The organism is Mariniflexile fucanivorans, assembly GCF_004341235.1.
GTDB classification, from domain to species: Bacteria; Bacteroidota; Bacteroidia; order Flavobacteriales; family Flavobacteriaceae; genus Mariniflexile; species Mariniflexile fucanivorans.
In genome coordinates this window covers 161,544-181,363 of record NZ_SLUP01000005.1, presented here as the reverse complement: position 1 = coordinate 181,363, position 19,820 = coordinate 161,544, and the positions used below count along the sequence as shown (strand labels likewise).

19 protein-coding genes are annotated in these 19,820 nt (G+C 34.7%); all 19 read left to right on the top strand.

Features of this window, described 5'->3' with window-relative positions:
* Positions 1 to 137 precede the first annotated feature (137 nt).
* The 19 genes from EV196_RS11550 (at position 138) to EV196_RS11460 (ending at position 19,809) form a co-directional block, all read left to right on the top strand.
* Positions 138 to 1,316: an MFS transporter gene (locus tag EV196_RS11550; protein ID WP_132217917.1), complete on the top strand. Its 1,179-nt coding sequence runs from the start codon at positions 138 to 140 to the stop codon at positions 1,314 to 1,316.
* A 7-nt stretch (positions 1,317 to 1,323) separates the two neighbouring features.
* Entirely contained in the window at positions 1,324 to 2,469 is a 1,146-nt protein-coding gene (locus EV196_RS11545) for a Gfo/Idh/MocA family protein (protein WP_243652232.1), read from the top strand.
* 64 nt (positions 2,470 to 2,533) lie between these two features.
* On the top strand, positions 2,534 to 3,586 hold the full coding sequence (locus EV196_RS11540) for a sugar phosphate isomerase/epimerase family protein (RefSeq protein WP_132217916.1): 1,053 nt from the start codon (positions 2,534 to 2,536) through the stop codon (positions 3,584 to 3,586).
* Positions 3,587 to 3,614: 28 nt separating this feature from the next.
* Complete coding sequence (locus EV196_RS11535) at positions 3,615 to 4,592, top strand: ThuA domain-containing protein (protein ID WP_207902859.1); 978 nt, start codon at positions 3,615 to 3,617, stop codon at positions 4,590 to 4,592.
* 524 nt (positions 4,593 to 5,116) lie between these two features.
* A complete protein-coding gene (locus tag EV196_RS11530) occupies positions 5,117 to 5,731 on the top strand; it encodes a GNAT family N-acetyltransferase (protein ID WP_132217915.1) in 615 nt (204 codons plus the stop codon).
* A gap of 92 nt (positions 5,732 to 5,823) precedes the next feature.
* Positions 5,824 to 6,390 carry a GNAT family N-acetyltransferase gene (locus tag EV196_RS11525; RefSeq protein ID WP_132217914.1) on the top strand — a complete coding sequence of 189 codons (567 nt, stop codon included), beginning with the start codon at positions 5,824 to 5,826 and terminating at the stop codon, positions 6,388 to 6,390.
* A 55-nt stretch (positions 6,391 to 6,445) separates the two neighbouring features.
* Positions 6,446 to 7,621 carry an argininosuccinate synthase gene (locus tag EV196_RS11520; protein ID WP_132217913.1) on the top strand — a complete coding sequence of 392 codons (1,176 nt, stop codon included), beginning with the start codon at positions 6,446 to 6,448 and terminating at the stop codon, positions 7,619 to 7,621.
* A gap of 185 nt (positions 7,622 to 7,806) precedes the next feature.
* Complete coding sequence (argC, locus tag EV196_RS11515; RefSeq protein ID WP_132217912.1) at positions 7,807 to 8,790, top strand: N-acetyl-gamma-glutamyl-phosphate reductase; 984 nt, start codon at positions 7,807 to 7,809, stop codon at positions 8,788 to 8,790.
* A gap of 125 nt (positions 8,791 to 8,915) precedes the next feature.
* Positions 8,916 to 9,710 carry a pyrroline-5-carboxylate reductase gene (gene proC / locus EV196_RS11510; protein WP_132217911.1) on the top strand — a complete coding sequence of 265 codons (795 nt, stop codon included), beginning with the start codon at positions 8,916 to 8,918 and terminating at the stop codon, positions 9,708 to 9,710.
* 1 nt (position 9,711) lies between these two features.
* Positions 9,712 to 10,839, top strand: a complete 1,128-nt coding sequence (locus tag EV196_RS11505) for an aspartate aminotransferase family protein (RefSeq protein WP_132217910.1) — start codon at positions 9,712 to 9,714, stop codon at positions 10,837 to 10,839.
* 142 nt (positions 10,840 to 10,981) lie between these two features.
* On the top strand, positions 10,982 to 12,178 hold the full coding sequence (locus EV196_RS11500; RefSeq protein ID WP_132217909.1) for a glutamate-5-semialdehyde dehydrogenase: 1,197 nt from the start codon (positions 10,982 to 10,984) through the stop codon (positions 12,176 to 12,178).
* A 63-nt stretch (positions 12,179 to 12,241) separates the two neighbouring features.
* Entirely contained in the window at positions 12,242 to 13,003 is a 762-nt protein-coding gene (proB, locus tag EV196_RS11495; protein ID WP_132217908.1) for a glutamate 5-kinase, read from the top strand.
* A gap of 48 nt (positions 13,004 to 13,051) precedes the next feature.
* Positions 13,052 to 13,993: an N-acetylornithine carbamoyltransferase gene (locus EV196_RS11490; protein WP_132217907.1), complete on the top strand. Its 942-nt coding sequence runs from the start codon at positions 13,052 to 13,054 to the stop codon at positions 13,991 to 13,993.
* Positions 13,994 to 14,135: 142 nt separating this feature from the next.
* Positions 14,136 to 14,912, top strand: a complete 777-nt coding sequence (argB, locus tag EV196_RS11485) for an acetylglutamate kinase (RefSeq protein ID WP_132217906.1) — start codon at positions 14,136 to 14,138, stop codon at positions 14,910 to 14,912.
* A gap of 1 nt (position 14,913) precedes the next feature.
* A complete protein-coding gene (locus EV196_RS11480; RefSeq protein WP_132217905.1) occupies positions 14,914 to 15,981 on the top strand; it encodes a M20 family metallo-hydrolase in 1,068 nt (355 codons plus the stop codon).
* A gap of 130 nt (positions 15,982 to 16,111) precedes the next feature.
* On the top strand, positions 16,112 to 17,386 hold the full coding sequence (gene argH, locus EV196_RS11475) for an argininosuccinate lyase (protein WP_132217904.1): 1,275 nt from the start codon (positions 16,112 to 16,114) through the stop codon (positions 17,384 to 17,386).
* A gap of 21 nt (positions 17,387 to 17,407) precedes the next feature.
* Complete coding sequence (locus EV196_RS11470) at positions 17,408 to 18,325, top strand: alpha/beta hydrolase (protein ID WP_243652231.1); 918 nt, start codon at positions 17,408 to 17,410, stop codon at positions 18,323 to 18,325.
* A 26-nt stretch (positions 18,326 to 18,351) separates the two neighbouring features.
* Positions 18,352 to 18,699: an SET domain-containing protein gene (locus EV196_RS11465; RefSeq protein ID WP_132217903.1), complete on the top strand. Its 348-nt coding sequence runs from the start codon at positions 18,352 to 18,354 to the stop codon at positions 18,697 to 18,699.
* A 150-nt stretch (positions 18,700 to 18,849) separates the two neighbouring features.
* A complete protein-coding gene (locus tag EV196_RS11460) occupies positions 18,850 to 19,809 on the top strand; it encodes a bile acid:sodium symporter family protein (RefSeq protein ID WP_132217902.1) in 960 nt (319 codons plus the stop codon).
* Positions 19,810 to 19,820: the final 11 nt, after the last annotated feature.

The following is a 19,820-nucleotide window of genomic DNA, read 5'->3' as shown; positions in this document are numbered from 1 at the left end:
TTTCAATATTATAAATTGTGTCATTCACAAATTATGAAACTTGATTTCGTGAGAAATATTTTTTTTATACCATGAGAATATAGTTCGTAAAAGGATATAACTCTAAAATTAAACCACTAAACTGAATCATTTAAAAAATGGAGAACATTAACAAAAACCGACTTTTCCTAGCCAGTTGTCTCGCATTAATTACAACAGCCATGACTTTTGCCATACGGGCAAGATTAGAAACCGTTTTCGGACCGGAAGGTATCGGTTTAACTTTAGAGCAATTAGGTTATGCTTTTGCTCCTGCGTTTTTTGGGTTTACAATCGCCATGATTATTGGTGGGCCTTTAGTGGATTTGTTAGGAATTAAGAAAATCACGTGGATGGCATTCGTTACACACGCCATTGGTATTGTGTTAACGCTTATGGCAGATTCCATGACGTCGCTATTTATAGCAACTTTATTTGTAGGTGTAGGAAACGGTATGGTAGAAGCTGCATTAAACCCAATGATTGCATCCATGTACACCACCGAAAAAACAAAAATGCTTAACAGGTTCCATGTATGGTTTCCTGGTGGGATCGTTATTGGCGCTTTAGTTGGTTGGCTTGTTATGGATCTTATGGGCTTAAGTTGGCAAGTTATGGTAGCAACCTTGTTTGTACCATTAGTGCTTTATGCGGTTTTGTTTTTCGGACAAAAAATGCCAGTAACCGAGCGTGTTCAGTTAGGGGTAAGTAATAAAACCATGTTTTCAAGTGTTTTCAAACCCTTGTTTCTGTTTATGGTTTTCTGTATGCTGTTAACAGCGGCTTCAGAGCTTGGTACTACACAACGTATTGAATCGCTTTTAAAAACATCCGTCGAAGCACCTTTATTAGTGCTTGCTTTTATAAATGGTATTATGGCTTTAGGCAGATTGTTTGCTGGTCAAGTAGTGCATAAATTAAAACCATCTGGCATGTTATTATATTCAGCAATCTTCACTTTTATAGGATTGTGGTTACTTACGGTTACAAGTGGTGGAATGATATTTGTCGCAGCTGCGGTATTCGCTGTTGGAGTCACCTTCTTTTGGCCAACCATGTTGGGGTTTGTCGCAGAATATTTACCAGAAACAGGGGCGTTAGGGCTTTCAATTATGGGTGGCGCAGGCATGTTTTCAGTATCTATAGTATTACCAATTATGGGGAATTTAATGGATAATGCAAGTGCTGGCGAAGCATTACGAACCATGTCTATTTTACCTGCCATTCTTATTGTGGCGTTTTTAGGATTAAACATATATATGAAGAAAAATAAATCTTTAAATAAAGAACACGTATAAATTTATTATGGCTAGAAAATTAAGAATGGGAATGGTCGGTGGTGGCATCGGTTCATTTATTGGAGATGTACACCGAAAAGCAGCTGCCATTGATGGTATGATAGAATTAGTATGTGGTGCTTTCAGTAGTACTGAAGAAAAATCTATAGCATCCGGAAAAGACCTTAATTTAAATGAAAGCAGATGTTATAAAACATTTGAAGACATGATTCATAAAGAACAAGAGTTGCCAGAAGATGTAAGAATGGATTTTGTTGCGATTGTAACACCTAACCACATGCACTTTCCGCCTGCAAAAATGGCGCTAGAAAATGGCTTCCATGTTATTTGCGATAAACCAGTAACGCTTACACTTGAAGAAGCTACCGAACTTGAAACCGTTATAAAAAATAGTGGTAAATTATTTGCACTTACGCATAATTACACGGGTAATTCTATGGTAAAACAAGCGAAAGCTATGATTGCAAAAGGCGAGTTGGGTAAAATTAGAAAAATTCAAGCGCAGTATCTTCAAGGTTGGTTGTCCACTTCTTTAGAGAAAACAGGGCAAAAACAAGCGGCATGGAGAACAGATCCAAAAAGATCGGGAATTGGTGGCGCTTTAGGTGATATTGGTACGCATGCCGAAAATTTAATAGAATATATTACAGGATTAAAAATTGAGGAAATAGCTGCCGATTTAGGTGTTTTTGGAGAAGGTCGCGTTTTAGATGATGATGGCAACATGCTAATCCGTATGGAAAATGGTGCCAAAGGAAGTATTTCCATTTCACAGATTGCTTTAGGTGAAGAAAATAATTTATCTGTGAGGGTTTATGGGGAAAAAGGAAGCTTGGAATGGCATCAAGAAAACCCGAATGAATTAATCACACGTTGGTTAGAGGAACCTAAAAAAATATACACCCCAAATGGAAACGGGTTGCATGCTGAAGCTTTAGAAGTTTCAAGAATTCCATCGGGGCATCCAGAAGGCTATTTGGAAGCTTTTGCCACTATTTATAAAAATTTCGCCAAACATATTTTAGCTTTTAATACGGGAGAAACCATAAAGAAACCAGATTACCCAACCATTGAAGATGGTATTAGAGGTATGAAATTTATTTATGCAGCCGTTGAAAGCGACAAAAATAATACAGCTTGGACAAAAATTTAAAATAATTAATACGTCTCAGTTCCTCCCCTTTGGGGAGGTTAGGTGGGGCTTTTAGAATATAGATATGAAAACAATCAAAGGACCAGCCATTTTTTTAGCGCAATTTGCAGGAAGCGAAGCACCATTTAATACGTTAGATAATTTATGTAAATGGGCTGCCGATTTAGGTTATAAAGGCATTCAAATTCCCACATGGGAATCTGGATTAATCGATATTGAAAAAGCTGCAGAAAGTCAAATTTATTGCGATGAAATAAAAGGAAAAGTAAATTCATACGGTTTAGAAATCACCGAACTTTCAACACATTTGCAAGGGCAATTAGTTGCTGTTAATCCAGCTTACGATACCTTGTTTGATGGTTTTGCGCCAGATAAAGTAAAAGGAAACCCAAAGGCAAGAACCGAATGGGCTATCGATTTTGTTATAAAATCTGGAACTGCAAGTGGTAGATTGGGTTTAAAATCACACGCATCATTTTCAGGTGCTTTATTATGGCACACCATGTATCCGTGGCCTCAGCGTCCGCAAGGTTTAGTGGAAATGGGTTTTGAAGAATTAGCGAAACGTTGGTTGCCAATTTTGAATCATTTTGATGAACATGGAGTGGATATTTGTTATGAATTGCATCCAGGTGAAGATTTACACGATGGCACTTCTTTTGAACGTTTTTTAGAAGCCACAGGAAACCATAAACGTGCTAATATTTTATACGACCCAAGTCATTTTGTGCTTCAACAGTTGGATTATTTAACGTTTATAGATTATTACCACGAACGTATTAAAGCATTTCATGTGAAAGATGCCGAGTTTAATCCGTCAGGAAAACAAGGTGTTTACGGTGGGTATTCCGATTGGAAAGATCGTGCTGGAAGATTCAGATCTTTAGGTGACGGACAAGTAGATTTCTCAGGAATATTTTCTAAACTAACCACTTATGGGTGTGATGTTTGGGCAGTTATGGAATGGGAATGTTGTATAAAATCGTCTGCTCAAGGCGCTCGAGAAGGTGCACCATTTATTCAAAGTTATATTATTGAAGCTGCAGAACGTAGTTTTGATGATTTTGCAGGGGCAAAACCAGATGAAAATTATTTAAAAAAGATATTAGGTATCTAGAAATTAATATTAAAAATTAGGTGTTGTTATGATGAAGCAAGTTGTTTTTTTAGTAATCAGTCTTTGTTTTTTTACAAAAGGATTTTCCGAGAATGTAGATAAAGGTAAAATAAAAGTGTTGATTGTTGATGGTCAAAATAATCATTCGGTATGGCCAAAATCGACCATCATGATGAAGCAATATTTAGAAGAAACCAATTTATTTGAAGTTGATATTGAAAGAACTCAATATTTAAACAATAGCGAAACACACAAGGACTGGTTGCCATTGGCAAATGTTCAGGAAGGTGTTGAAGGGAAGCCAATAACTGACCCAAATTTCAATCCTGATTTTTCTAAATACGATGTCGTTATTTCTAATTTCGGATATAAAGCTGCTTCGTGGCCTGAAGAAACACAACAAAAATTTGATGATTATATAAAAAATGGTGGTGGTTTTGTAAGTGTACATGCTGCTGATAATTCTTTTCCAGAATGGGAAGCATACAATAAAATGATTGGTATTGGCGGCTGGGGCAATAGAACCGAAAAAAATGGTCCCTATTTTTACATAGACGAATATAATAAGCCTAAAAAAGATTACACTCCAGGACCTGGAGGTAAGCATGGTAAAAGAGAAGATTTTCTGGTAACTATTTACAATAAAAAACACCCAATAACAAAAGGTTTGCCATTAACTTGGATGCATGCAGACGATGAATGTTACGCTTATATGAGAGGGCCTGCTGAAAATGTAACTGTTTTAGCAACAGCAGTTAGTACGTTAAAAGCTTCTGAATTACAGCAAAAAGAACCTGTGGTTATGACCATCAAATATGGTAAAGGTAGAGTGTTTCATACCACATTAGGGCACGACACAACAGCACTGGAATGTGTTGGTTTTATAACGCTTCTAAAAAGAGGTGTGGAATGGGCAGCAACTGGTAAAGTAAAACAAACAAATATTCCAAGCGATTTTCCAACAGAAAGCAAAACCTCCACAAGAGAATTTCAATATAAAAAGTAGTTTTCAAAGAGTAGGATAACAAAATAAGTTTCCTGATATTTTTCATTAGGTGAAAAATGCTTAATATTTGGTATTTAGATTCTTAGATAATTTGTTTTTTTTTGATTAGGATTGTCTTATGTATGAAATTATATAAAATAAAGTCTTAAAAAGTAGAGATATTCATAATTTTATCAAAAAAACCACCTAATTTTAACAGACGTAATGAATAAAATCATAATTTTACGTCATGAATACATTAAAAAATAAAATACGTCCTTCATCACCCGGTTTCCGCGCGAGTATTACTCGTCGCAGCTTCTAGTCTTTCAATGAGCAAAAACCAAAACGTAATTTAATTTTTTAGAGTGTATAGAATTTCATCCATAAAGTTTCAAAGTTTATTTAATATAGTCATCAACACATATTTAATGTGTCGCATCTATCCGCGTCGCCCTTAGTGGCGCGCTTTATTTTTTGAACTAGGTGAGTCCAGTTCAGTTAAAAAAAATTAACTTTAACTTTTAAATATATTTTAAATTATAATGGAAATTGTAATTGCAGATAAATCACATTCAAAATACGCAGAAACTATTTGCGATACTATTGCAGAATCAGCAGCTGTTAGAGGCACGGGTATTGCAAGACGGACCCCAGAATACATCACGAAAAAGTTGGAAAACGGGAATGCTGTTATTGCTTTAGATGGTGATAAATTTGCAGGTTTTTGTTATATCGAGTTATGGGGTCATGGTAAGTATGTGGCTAATTCTGGTTTAATTGTGCACCCAGATTATAGAAATATGGGACTAGCAAAAAAAATAAAGCATAAGGTTTTTAAACATTCCAGAACCAAATTTCCAGATGCTAAAGTTTTTAGTATTACTACGGGTTTAGCTGTTATGAAAATGAATACCGATTTGGGTTATAAACCTGTACCGTTTTCAGAATTAACAGATGATCCAACTTTTTGGGATGGTTGCCAAACTTGTAAAAATTATGATGTTTTAACACGTACCAACAGAAAAATGTGCTTGTGTACAGGCATGTTGTACGACCCGAAAGCTAAAAAATTTGAACCCAAAAAAATAAAAGAAAAAGTTTTTAATAGACTTAAAAGCATAAAACAAACCATGTTTTTAAAAAAGGATAAGAAGTAATGTTAGTTGGAGATTTTTAATGACATCAAAAGTTGATTTTGTTGTTGAAAATATGGGTAGGTTTTACCAAAATTAAGAGTCATATAAATTAAATGAATACAATATTAGACATAGAAATTGATAGCGTGATAGAAGAAGCAGAATCATTTTGTGCAGAAGCAGGGATAGAAATAAAATTGGTGTATAAACTTTCTAATAGATCGTTAGAAATTATTTCAGAAAGGTCCAAAGAACTGCCTACTCTGTATTTTGTGAGTGTTGAAATGCTGAAAAAACGTGTAGAAAACGGATGCTTTATATTGAAAAAAGAGGATCAAATTATTGGCCATATTTTTGTTCATGAGCATCAAGTTAAAGGGCATTTTGTTTATGAGCGTTCTTCTTTGTGGGTAGATAATGCCTACAGAAGTTACAACCTTGGTTTGTTGTTGATGGCTAGAATAACTGAATTTTACAGTGATACATTTCTTATCTCCATAGCGCAAACACCTAAAGTACATCATTACAATGAATTGTTGGGAATGACACATGTTACTTTGTCTAAAATGTCAGCGGTATTAGTGCAAGAACTTGAGAAGTTAGGAAAGTTACGAGACGAATTAAATTTCAAGTACTATGTGAACGCCTGTTTTGAAGCAGAAATAAGAGAATTAAAATAAATAAAAATAAATTAACAAAAATTCCCTCTCCTTTGGAGAGGGTTAGGGAGAGGATATGAAAAAACTAGTAATAGCATATAGTGGCGGTTTGGATACGTCGTACTGTGCAGTAAGTTTATCAAAAGAATTTGAAGTACATGCAGTAAGCGTAAATACAGGTGGATTTACAAAAACTGAAATTGACCATATAGAATCAAACGCCTATAAAATGGGTGTTACAAATTACAAGAATATTGATGCCGTAGCTACTTTTTATCAAAAAGTAGTGAAGTATTTAATTTTTGGAAATGTGTTAAAAAATAACACCTATCCATTATCGGTAAGTGCAGAACGTATTATTCAAGCTATTGAAATTGTTGAATATGCTAAAAGCATTAATGCAGAATATATTGCTCACGGTAGTACAGGTGCAGGAAACGATCAAGTACGTTTCGATATGATATTTCAAACCTTGGCGCCAGAAATTAAAATAATCACGCCAATTAGAGATGAAAAATTAACCAGACAGGAAGAAATCGACTATTTAAAAGCCAATGGCATCGATATGTCTTGGGAAAAAGCAAAATACTCAATCAACAAGGGACTTTGGGGAACGAGTGTTGGTGGATCCGAAACCTTAACATCGGATAAACCATTACCAGATAGTGCGTATCCGTCGCAGTTAAAACATACCGAAAATGAAAAAGTAAAATTAACGTTTGAAAAAGGCGAGTTAGTAGCTGTAAACGGTATTGAGAATGATCCTGAAATTAATATTGAAACCTTAAATAATCTAGCAAAAGCATATGCTATTGGTCGTGATATTCATGTGGGTGATACTATTGTTGGCATTAAAGGGCGTGTTGGTTTTGAAGCACCAGCTGCATTAATTACCATTAAAGCACACCATTTATTGGAAAAGCATACGCTTACAAAATGGCAATTACAGCATAAAGAATATTTAGCAAGTTTCTATGGGATGCATTTACATGAAGGTCAGTATTTAGATCCTGTAATGAGAAACATTGAAGCCTTTTTACAAAGTAGTCAAGAAAAAGTGACAGGTGATGTAACGGTTACTTTAAGACCATACCATTTCACATTAGATGGCATTAGTTCGGAACATGATTTAATGAGTGCTAAGTTTGGAAGTTACGGTGAAGAAAATAAAGGTTGGACTGCCGATGAAGCTAAAGGATTTATTAAAATCTTAGGAAACCAGAACAAAATATATCATCAAGTAAATTCATAGTAGCTTTGATGAAACAGTCAGGTTTTTTAAAGCTGACAATTTCGAAAGTTAAAATAGTATTAAAATGAAAAGAAGTGAGTCATTTCGACGAAAGGAGAAATCGCATAATTTTAGAAATCTACTTTATGTGATGTCTCAATCGTGCCTCATTTCGACATGACGATAGAATAAAAAACAGTAGAACAATGAAAAACATCCAAGTCGGAATTATTGGAGGCGCAGGTTACACAGCGGGCGAATTAGTTAGATTGTTAATTAATCATCCCCATGCAGAAATCAACTTTGTATATAGCACATCCAATGCCGGAAATAAAATAAGCAGTATTCACCAAGATTTATTGGGCGATTTAGACATGAAATTTACAGACACTGTTAACCCAGAGGTTGATGTGTTATTTTTATGTTTAGGTCATGGAAACTCTATTAAGTTTTTATCATCAAATACCTTTTCTGAAAACACAAAAATTATTGATTTAGGAAATGATTTCCGACTTGAAAATGATAAAGTTTTTAATGGAAAAACCTTTGTGTACGGTTTGCCAGAATTACAAAGAGAAGACATAAAGAAAGCAAATTATATAGCCAACCCAGGTTGTTTTGCAACTGCTATTCAATTATCATTATTGCCGCTTGCGGAAAAAGGATTACTAAATAACGATGTACATATTAACGCAGTTACAGGTGCTACAGGTGCAGGAACATCATTGTCTGAAACCTCACATTTTCCTTGGAGAGATAATAACTTTTCGTATTATAAGCCTTTTACGCATCAGCATTTAGGGGAGATAAACCAGTCGGTTAAACAATTGCAAAACGGATTTGGTTCAGAAATTATTTTTATGCCAAATCGAGGCGATTTTTCAAGAGGTATTTTTGCAACTATGTATACTAGTTTTGATGGTACTTTAGAGGAAGCGAAAGAAATATTTAAAGCATTTTACAAAGATGCTAAATTCACGTTTGTGTCTGATGATATGTTGCATTTAAAACAAGTGGTGAACACGAACAAGTGTTTAATTCATTTACATAAACATAATAACAAATTACTGGTAACCAGTATTATTGATAATTTATTAAAAGGAGCTTCTGGACAGGCGATTCAAAATATGAATTTGATGTTTGGCTTAGAAGAAGCAACAGGATTGCAAATAAAAGCGACTTATTTTTAATCCTCCCCTAACCCCTCCAAAGGAGGGGAATGGATTGTGGTAAATAAAAATAAAGTAAAAAAACATGAGTAATCACGCCCAAGTTCCCCCTCCTTTGGAGGGGTTAGGGGAGGAATTTAATTAATATGAAAATAGCCATTATAGGAACTGGAAATTTAGGGAGTTCCATCGCCAAAGGACTTATCAATAATAAGTCGTTTACATCGTTGTATTTAGCTGATAAAAATACAGCGAATGTTGAGGTTTATAGAACCGAAGCTTATGTTACCGTTACAAACGATAATATAACGGCGGTTAAGGACAGCGATATGGTTATTTTTGCATTGCAACCTAAGCACATTAATGCTGTTTTGGAAAGTGTAGCATCGAAAATTACAGATAAACATATCATAATTTCGGTGGCTGCTGGTGTTGAAATTCCTAGAATTGAAGGGATTATTGGGAAAGACAAAAACATTATTCGTGTGATGCCAAATACAGCAATTTCTATTGGAAAGTCGATGACTTGCATTGCCGCTAATGAAAAAGCGCAAGATAAGGTTGGTTTAGCTCAAGAAGTTTTTAACCAATTAGGAACCACGTTGGTGATTCCAGAAGATTTAATTCAAGCTGCAACCGTTATTTGTGCCAGTGGCATTGCGTTTTGGATGCGCCTTGTGCGTGCGACTACACAAGGAGCTATTCAATTAGGTTTTGAAGCCCACGAAGCACATCAATTAGCAACTCAAACGTGTTTTGGCGCTGCGAGTTTATTACTAGAATCGGGTAAACACCCAGAACAAGAAATAGACCGTGTTACGACACCAAGTGGCTGCACTATTGAAGGGTTAAATGCCATGGAACATCAAGGTTTAAGCTCGGCTTTGATACAAGGTATTATTGCTTCTTTCGAAAAAATTAATCAAATTAAAAAGAATTAAAATGCCATTATTTGACGTTTATCCATTATACAATGTAACACCAGTTTCGGGCAAAGACATGCATGTTTATGACGAAAATTGTGTTGAATATTTAGACCTTTATGGAGGTCATGCCGTGATTTCTATTGGGCACTCCCACCCAAATTATGTTACTGCTATTACGAATCAGGTTTCGAAACTTGGTTTTTACTCTAATGCGATTCAAAATCCATTACAAGTTGAACTTGCTAATAAAATTGAAGCGCTTTCTGGTTGCAAAGGCTACGAATTATTTTTATGTAATTCCGGTGCTGAAGCCAACGAAAACGCATTGAAACTAGCATCGTTTAAAACAGGAAAATCACGGGTTGTCGCTTTTAAAAATGGGTTTCATGGGCGTACATCGGCAGCAGTGGCAGCAACCGATAATGCCAATATTATTGCCCCAATCAATGCCCAACAACAAGTCACTATTTTAGCGTTGAATGATGTTGAAGGTGTTAAAAGAGAATTAGAAAAAGGCGATGTTTGTGCGGTTATTGTAGAATTTATTCAAGGTGTTGGTGGTTTAGACCAAGGAACTGCCGAATTTTTCGAGCAAGTTGATAAACTTTGTAAAGCAAACAACACTTATTTTATTGCAGATGAGGTGCAAGCGGGTTACGGACGTTCTGGAAAATTCTTTGCGTTTCAGTATTACAATGTAACGCCAGAGGTAATTTCAATTGCTAAAGGTATGGGGAATGGATTCCCTATTGGAGGGATTTTAATTCATCCAGATATTGAAGCGAAACATGGTATGTTAGGTACTACCTTTGGTGGTAATCATTTGGCTTGTGCTGCGGGATTAGCAGTTTTAAATACCATTGAAGATGAAAATCTAATAGCTAATGTGAATACTATTTCTGAGTATTTTATTTCTGTGGCTAAAACTATTCCGCAGATAAAAAATATTAAAGGAAGAGGTTTAATGATTGGGTTGGAATTTGATTTTGAAGTTGGAGAACTTAGAAAAAAACTCATTTACGAACATCGCATATTTACAGGAGGCGCTTCTAATAAAAAATTAATTAGAATTTTGCCACCGTTAACCATTAAAAAAGAGCATGTTGATCAATTTTTCGAAGCTTTAAAAAAGGCTTTAAGCTAACATGTAAATTAAAAATTTTGAACTAAAAACTTAGAAAGCCTGAGAATTTAAAAGTTCAGAAAAAATAAGTTGCAAAGTTACTAAGTATCAAAGCTTTGAGTCTCAGAAACTTTGAAGCTTTGCAACTGAAAAAATAAAAAAAATGAATACGTTATTAAACATAGAAACAAGAAACGCTGTATTACTAAAAATGGCAGAACTTTTAGACAAAGAAAGAGACGCTATTATGAAAATCAATAAAGGCGATTTAGAAGCCTATGATGGTGATGATATTTCTATGTACGATCGTTTAAAAGTTGATGATTCAAAAGTAGATGAAATGATTAAATCTGCAACACATTTGGCTTCACAAGAAGACCCGGTTGGTGTAGAGCGTTTCAGCTTTAAACACGAAAACGGCATGCAGGTTTATAATAAAACAGCATCGTTTGGAACGATTTTGATTATTTATGAATCGCGTCCAGATGTAACAGTGGAAGCTGCGGGAATTGCTTTTAAATCAGGGAATAAAATTTTATTAAAAGGCGGAAAAGAATCTTTAAAATCGAATTTGAAGATTGTTGAATTATGGCACCAGGCTTTAAAAAGTCAAGGTGCTTCAACCGATTGGGTTGAATATTTACAATACAACAGAACCGAAACCCAAGCATTTTTAGAAAAACCGACACAGAAACTTGATTTAATCGTGCCTCGTGGTGGTGAACGTTTAATTGCTTTTGTAAAAGAACATGCTAATTGTCCGGTGATTATTAGTGGTCGGGGAAATAATTTCTTGTACGTTCATAAAGAAGCAGATCTAGATATTGCTTTAAAAGTGATTATTAATGCTAAAACTGCTAAAATTTCTGGTTGTAATGCTTTAGATAAGGTTTTAATTGATGAAAATCTACCTAATAAGGAGGCTTTTATTAAAACATTAATTTCAAAATTAAAAGAATTCAATGTGCAAATTTTGGGAGATGAAGCACTTGTGAAATTTGAAGGTGTTGAAGCTATTGAATCTTATGCTATTTGGTATAAAGAATTTCTAGATTATAAAATTGCTATTGCAGAAATAGAATCTAATGAAGCGACTATTGCTATGATAAACAAATATTCTGGAGGTCATTCAGCATCTATTATTACCACAAATAACGCAGTTGCTGAAACCTTTATGGAAAATGTAGACACAGCGGCGGTTTATCACAATGCTTCTACTCGTTTTACCGATGGAAGCCAGATGGGATTAGGTGGCGAATTAGCAATAAGTACCGATAAATTACACCAACGCGGACCCATAGGTTTACAACATTTAGTTACTAATAAATGGTATGTTCATGGAAATGGACAAATAAGATAAGCCCATAATGGGCATTTAAAACGCTTGCTATAAATTACAATTAACAAGCGAAGGTTTAAATAGATGAAGAAAAAACGCATATTACTTAAAGTTGGTTCCAACACGCTTACCAAAGAAACCGATAATATTTCTTGGGGTAAAATTGAAGATTTGGCAAATCAAATGGCAAAACTTCAAGATACTTGCGAGTTTATTATTGTAAGTTCTGGCGCTATTGCTGCTGCAAAACAGTTTGTTAAATTGGAAAGCAAGGGCAAGGAAATTAAGGTGAAACAAGCCTTGGCATCTATTGGTCAGCCGCATTTAATTCGTATTTATCAAGATATTTTTAGAGAGTGTGGCTTGGCAACATCACAATGTTTATTATCGTATTCCGATTTTGAAAAGGAACAAAGCCGAACCAATATTGTAAACACCATTAATGTGTTGGTTGCTAATAATTTCATTCCCATCATTAATGAGAATGATACTGTAGCGACTGATGAAATTAAATTTGGTGATAACGATAAATTAGGAGCGTTAACAGCATCCCTTTTAAAGGCAGATTTATTCATTATTGCAACCAATACAAACGGTATTTACACCAAAGAATCGATGGAAAATGGTACGCCAAAAACCATTGAATTGGTCGAAGATTTTGATGAATTAGCAAAACAAGTGGTCAATTCAAAATCATCACATGGTAGTGGTGGTATGCAGTCGAAAATAGAAGCTGCTTCAGTAGCAAAAAAAGCAAATATAGAAACATGGATTGTAAACGGTTTGGAAGATAATTTCATTGTGAATGCCTTCGAAAATAAAATTCAGTTTACTAAAATAAAATAAACCTGCAAGGTTTTAAATCCTTGTAGGTTTGATATAAAAACAAGAAGAATGAAACATTACATCTCCATACAAGATATAGATAATATCAACACTTGGATTCAGGAAGCTAAAGCATTAAAAAGAAATCCGCTTAACTATAAAGAATTAGGAAAAAATAAAACCTTAGGCCTGTTATTTTTCAATTCTAGTTTACGTACCCGTTTAAGCACGCAAAAAGCAGCTTTAAATTTAGGTATGGATCCTATAGTTATGAACGTTTCTGGTGATGCTTGGGGCATTGAATTTGGAGATGGAACTATCATGAATGGAAACACAGCAGAACATATCAAAGAAGCAGCGGCCGTAATATCTCAATACTGCGATATTATTGCGGTAAGAGCGTTTCCATCTTTAACGGATAAAGAAAAGGATGAAAGCGAGCAAGTACTTAAAGCATTTGTAAAATATGCTTCTGTGCCTATTGTAAATATGGAAAGTGCTACGGGTCATCCGTTACAAGCGTTAACCGATGCTATTACCATTTCAGAAAACACCAAAAAAGAAAGACCAAAAGTCGTTTTAAGTTGGGCGCCGCATATAAAAGCGTTGCCGCATGCTGTGGCAAATAGTTTTGTAGAAGCCATGCAAAAAATGGATGTAGAGTTTGTTATTACACATCCCGAAGGCTACGATTTAAATCCGGAAATTATTGGAGAAAGCACTGTAAATTACAATCAAAATGAGGCTTTAAAAGATGCCGATTTTGTATATGTTAAGAACTGGAGCAGTTATGGAGATTATGGAAAAGTATTGAATACCGACCCAAATTGGATGATTACTAAAGAAAAAATAGGAAATGCTAAATTTATGCACTGTTTACCAGTAAGACGGAATTTAATTGTTGAAGATGCTGTGTTGGATAGCGATAGTTCGTTAGTTATCGAGCAAGCAAATAACAGAACCTACGCCGCACAATTAGTGTTGAAAAAAATATTAGAAGATTTAAAGTAAATTCATAACGTCATTGCGAGGAACGAAGCAATCTTTTCATTAGAAACAGATTGATTCATTGTGAAAATCACATCGTATTGATAAATATAAAACATAACAAAAAACAAGTTCCCTTTCCAAAGGAAAGGGCAGAGTGAAAGAAATGGAAAAACTATCCATAGTAAAAATAGGAGGAAATATTATTGAGGACGATACGTCTTTAAACGCCTTTCTAAAACTATTCGCTAACTTAAAAGGTAAGAAAATTTTAGTACACGGCGGTGGAAAACGTGCCACGGCTATTGCTGCAAAGTTAGGAATTGAATCTAAAATGATAAACGGCAGACGCATCACCGATGCAGAAACTTTAGAAGTAATTACCATGGTGTATGGTGGTTTGGTAAATAAAAATATTGTAGCACAGTTACAAGCTTCAAATATAGATGCCATCGGGTTAACTGGAGCCGATATAAATAGTATGACTTCAGAAAAAAGACCTGTAAAAGATGTTGATTTCGGATTTGTGGGTGATGTTAAAAAAGTAGCTCATAATTCTATTGATAAATTAATTAAAGCCGATTTTACACCTGTTTTTTGTGCGATTACGCATGATGGAAAAGGACAATTGCTAAACACAAATGCTGATACCATTACATCACAATTAGCTGTCGGTATGAGTAATTTGTATGAAACTTCTATTTATTACTGCTTTGAATTAGATGGTGTTTTAAAAGATATCAACGATAAAAATTCGGTAATAAAACACATCGATTCTAGCTTATATAAAGAATTACTAGAACAAGGCATTATTGCAGATGGCATGCTTCCTAAATTGGAAAATTGTTTCGATGCTTTGAACCATGGTGTAAAAACCATCAACATGGGAAATACTAATATGTTAACCCAAGAAAATGATAATTTTACAAGAATAACCTTATAAAATGGCTTTAAAAGAATTAACAACCGATGCAATTGCACTATTAAAACAGTTAATAGAAACGCAATCATTTTCATCGGAAGAAGATCAAACAGCATCACATATAGAAGCTTGGTTTAAGCGAAATGATATTGAGTATAAACGAAATCAAAATAATGTTTGGGCAGTTAATAAGCATTTCGATGCTAGCAAACCCAACATGTTATTGAATTCGCACCACGATACGGTAAAACCAAATTCAGCATATACCAAAGATCCGCTTAAAGCCATTGTTGAAGATGGTAAATTATACGGTTTAGGTAGTAATGATGCTGGTGGATGTTTGGTTTCCTTAATAGCAACCTTCACCCATTTTTACAATCATAAAGATTTAAAATATAATTTAATTTTAGTCGCTTCCGCGGAAGAAGAAAGCAGTGGTCCAAACGGGTTAAACTCCATGCTGAAAATCATACCTAAGATTGACGTCGCTATTGTAGGTGAACCAACCTTAATGAATTTAGCGGTAGCCGAAAAAGGTTTGGTGGTGTTCGATGCTAAAGTGAAAGGAACGGCAAGTCATGCAGCACATCCAAATGATGACAACCCTATATATAAACTGATTGAAACTTTACAATGGTTTAAAGATGTGAAATTTGAAAAAACCTCGGAAGCTTTAGGCGACGTGAAACTAACAGTCACACAAATAAACGCTGGAAAACAACATAATGTGGTACCTGCCGATGTAGAATTAGTCATCGATGTACGTGTAAACGATAAATATACCAATACTGAAATTGCTGAGTTTTTACAAAAAAACGCACCATGTTCTAGCATTGTGCCGCGAAGTTTACATTTAAATTCATCATCAATTCCAGTGAGTCATGATTTGATAAAAGCAGGAATTGCCATGGGAAGAATACCATACGGATCGCCAACATTATCAGATCAAGCTTGGTTGTCTTGTAAATCAATAAAAATGGGTCCTGGTGACAGCACACGTTCCCATTCAGCAGATGAATTTATTTATTTAAATGAAATAGAAGAAGGTATAGAAATTTATGTTGAATTGTTGAATCGGGTAATCGTTTAACGTCATAACGAGGAGCAAAGCGACGTGGTTATCTCATGAGTTGAAAACTAGTAAAAAGATCGCTTCACGTTGTTCGCAATGACGAAATTATAATTAACAAATAAACGCATAAACAAATAAACATTACAAAATGAAACTCTGGGATAAAGGCATATCAATCGATAAAAAAATAGAACAATTCACTGTTGGAAACGACCGAGAAATTGATGTCCATATAGCAAAATACGATGTGATAGCATCGAAAGCACATGCTAAAATGCTTCAAAAAATCGGGATTCTTACAACTAATGAGTTGGTCGAATTATTGGGTGGTTTAAAAAAGATTGAAACACAAATTGATAATGGTACTTTTGTAATTGATGACCAATTTGAAGATGTACACTCTAAAATTGAGTTTGAATTAACAAAAACTTTAGGTGAGGTAGGAAAAAAAATCCACACAGCTCGCTCTAGAAACGACCAAGTTTTAGTGGCTTTACAATTATACTACAAAGAAAATTTAGGCATTGTAAAAGATAAAACCAAAACACTTTTTGAAACCCTTTTAGGCTTAGCAGATACTTATAAAGACAAGGTGCTTCCGGGTTACACACACTTGCAAGTCGCTATGCCATCATCGTTCGGATTATGGTTTTCGGCGTATGCAGAGGTATTGATTGATGATGTGTATTTGCTAGATGCCGCTTTAAAAACTGTCGACCAAAACCCATTAGGATCTGCGGCTGGTTATGGAAGTTCATTCCCAATTGATAGGGAATTTACGACTAAAGAAATGAATTTTTCAACGCTTAAATACAATGTAGTGGCAGCACAAATGAGTCGTGGCAAAAGTGAGCGTACCATTGCGGCAAGTTTAGGGAGTTTATGCAACACCATGAGCCGTTTTGCTATGGATGTGTGTTTGTATATGAGTCAGAATTTCGGGTTTATTTCCTTTCCAGATGAATTAACTACAGGAAGTAGCATCATGCCTCATAAGAAAAATCCAGATGTTTTTGAATTGATTCGTGGTAAATGTAATAAGATACAAGCACTGCAAACGGAAATGGTTTTAATAACGAATAATTTACCTAGTGGATACCACAGAGATTTTCAGTTATTAAAAGAAAATATGATTGCTGCTTTCGAAGATGTAAAAGATATTTTAGATATTTTCAATTTCTCTATTAAACAAGCCATTGTAAAAGATGTTGATGTGCATAACGATTTGTATAAATACCTTTTTACAGTCGATAATATTAATACACTAGTTGTTGAAGGACAAAGTTTTAGAGAAGCCTACCAAAAAATAGGCGGTCAAGTTCAAGATGGAACTTATAAACCAGATACCTCTAAAAAACATACGCATGTTGGTAGTATTCATAATTTGTGCTTGGATAAGATAAAAGCTAAATTTCCTTTATAGAAATAATTAAAATTTGTTCCTGTGCCAATAAATAAAACGTTTCTAACTTTTTGTCTTTCTTTAGTTATGCTGAATAGTTTTTCACAAAATGAAATAATTCCGTTATGGAATGGAGATATTCCAAATAGTCAAAAATCTAACGACAAAGAAATTGTTTTAAGTACGGATGCAACACGAATTTCATTAGTCCAAACACCAACGTTAGAAGTGTTTTTACCAACTAAAAAAAGTGCAACAGGAAAGGCTGTTATAATTTGTCCGGGTGGGGGCTATAAATATGTTGTTTACGATTGGGAAGGTACAGATATAGCAAAATGGTATAATTCGAAAGGAATAGCTGCATTTGTTTTAAAATACAGATTGCCAAATTCAAAATCGGTAAAAGTATCTTATGAAGCACCTTTGCAAGATGCGCAACGTGCTTTGAGAATAGTGCGTTCACAAGCTGAGAAATGGCAAGTAAACCCAAACAAAATTGGTATTATGGGTTTTTCAGCTGGTGGTCATGTTGCGTCTACTTTAGGGATTCAATTTGATAAGCCAAACATTTTTAAAGAAACTACCATTGATGCTATTTCTGCAAGACCCGATTTTATGATATTAATTTATCCCGTTGTCACCATGAAAACGGATTATACACACAAAGGATCTCGATTGAGTTTATTGGGTGAAAATCCGACAGATGTCTTAATAAATCAGTATTCAAATGAATTACAGGTTACTGAAAACACACCTCCAACATTTATAGTGCATGCTACTGATGACGCTGCAGTGCCAGTAGAAAATAGTTTGAATCTATACAAAGCTTTAAAGGATAAAGGCGTTAAAACGGAAATGCACATTTACCCGGAAGGTGGACATGGTTTTAGTTTAGCTATAGGAAGTGGTTATTTACAAACATGGCCCGACAGATTGTTTGATTGGTTACAAAGTTTTTAATTTCTATATAGAAAATTCAAGTTATTATGGTAGAAGTAAAACAATCGTTAGTACACGGGAAAGGTGTTTTTGCAACTCGAAATATTAGAAAAGGTGAATTGTTGGCGACCTGTGATATGGCACTTATTCATGTGAATGAAAATTTGCCAGAAGTTTTAGCGACACTTCAATTTCCTTGGATTGAAGAATATGATGCTATTTGCATTAGTGATGTGGGTAGTTTTTTTAACCATAGTAATGAACCAACTGCGGAAGTTTCTAAACGTGATTTTGAGAATTTAATTCAAACATTTGTGGCTAAAACAGATATTGAGAAAGGAACAGAAATAACTATTTATTACAACGATGCTTTTCAAGAATTTGTTAGCAAATAACCTTGTTAAGTTGCAATTCATTTCCTGATAAGATGCAAATTAGCAAATATGCCCGCGTTAGCGATTGAAGCAAACTACCGTGTAGTGCGGAAAGCGCGACCCGCAGGGTAACGCCCAAATAATTTTAATATTCATTTTGTTTAAACGTGCATGAAAGTAAAAATTGACAAGTTTGTTCTATCTATTATAGTCGTAATTGCTATCGCCTATTTTTTTCCCACTTGGGGAATACCGCAAAGCCCTATACCTATAAATACGATTTCTACCATAGGGATTTCGTTAATTTTCTTTTTTTATGGGTTGAAGTTAAGTCCTGATAAATTAAAATCGGGTCTTAAAAATTGGAAGCTCCATTTACTAGTACAGGCTTCAACATTTATTATATTTCCGCTGATTGTTTTAGTGTTTCACCCTTTTTTGAGAACTCAAGAGCAAGAAGTTATGTGGCTGGCATTCTTTTTTTTGGCGACCTTACCATCAACAGTGTCGTCTTCGGTAGTTATGGTGTCTATTGCGAAGGGTAACGTACCCGCCGCTATTTTTAATGCGAGTATTTCGGGTATTATAGGTATTGCCATTACACCACTTTGGATGGGGCTGTTTGTTGATAGTGCTCAAACCGATTTTGATTTTACCGAAATTTATACAAAGCTTATAGTACAAATTATATTACCTGTGGTTGTTGGGATCTTTTTACAGCGCTTTTTAGGCAAGTTTGCGAACAAATATAGTAGTACGCTTACGTTATTTGATAAATCGGTTATTTTGCTTATAATCTATAAGAGTTTTGCACAATCGTTTTACGAAGATATATTTAGTGGTGTATCTCTTTTGGATTTGATTTTAATGTTTATAGCTGTGTTGATTTTGTTTTTCCTAGTGTTTTTTGTTACACGGTTTGTGGCTGAAAAGTTGAAGTTCAATAAGGAAGACCAAATTACAGCCCAATTTTGTGGTACGAAAAAATCGTTGGTACATGGTACTGTTTTTTCTAAAATTCTTTTTGGAAATACGGCAGCTATTGGCATTGTTTTACTGCCCCTTATGCTGTTTCACGCTATACAAATAGTGATTATTAGTTTTATTGCTGCAAAACTTGCGAAACGTTAATTAAAAAAGCG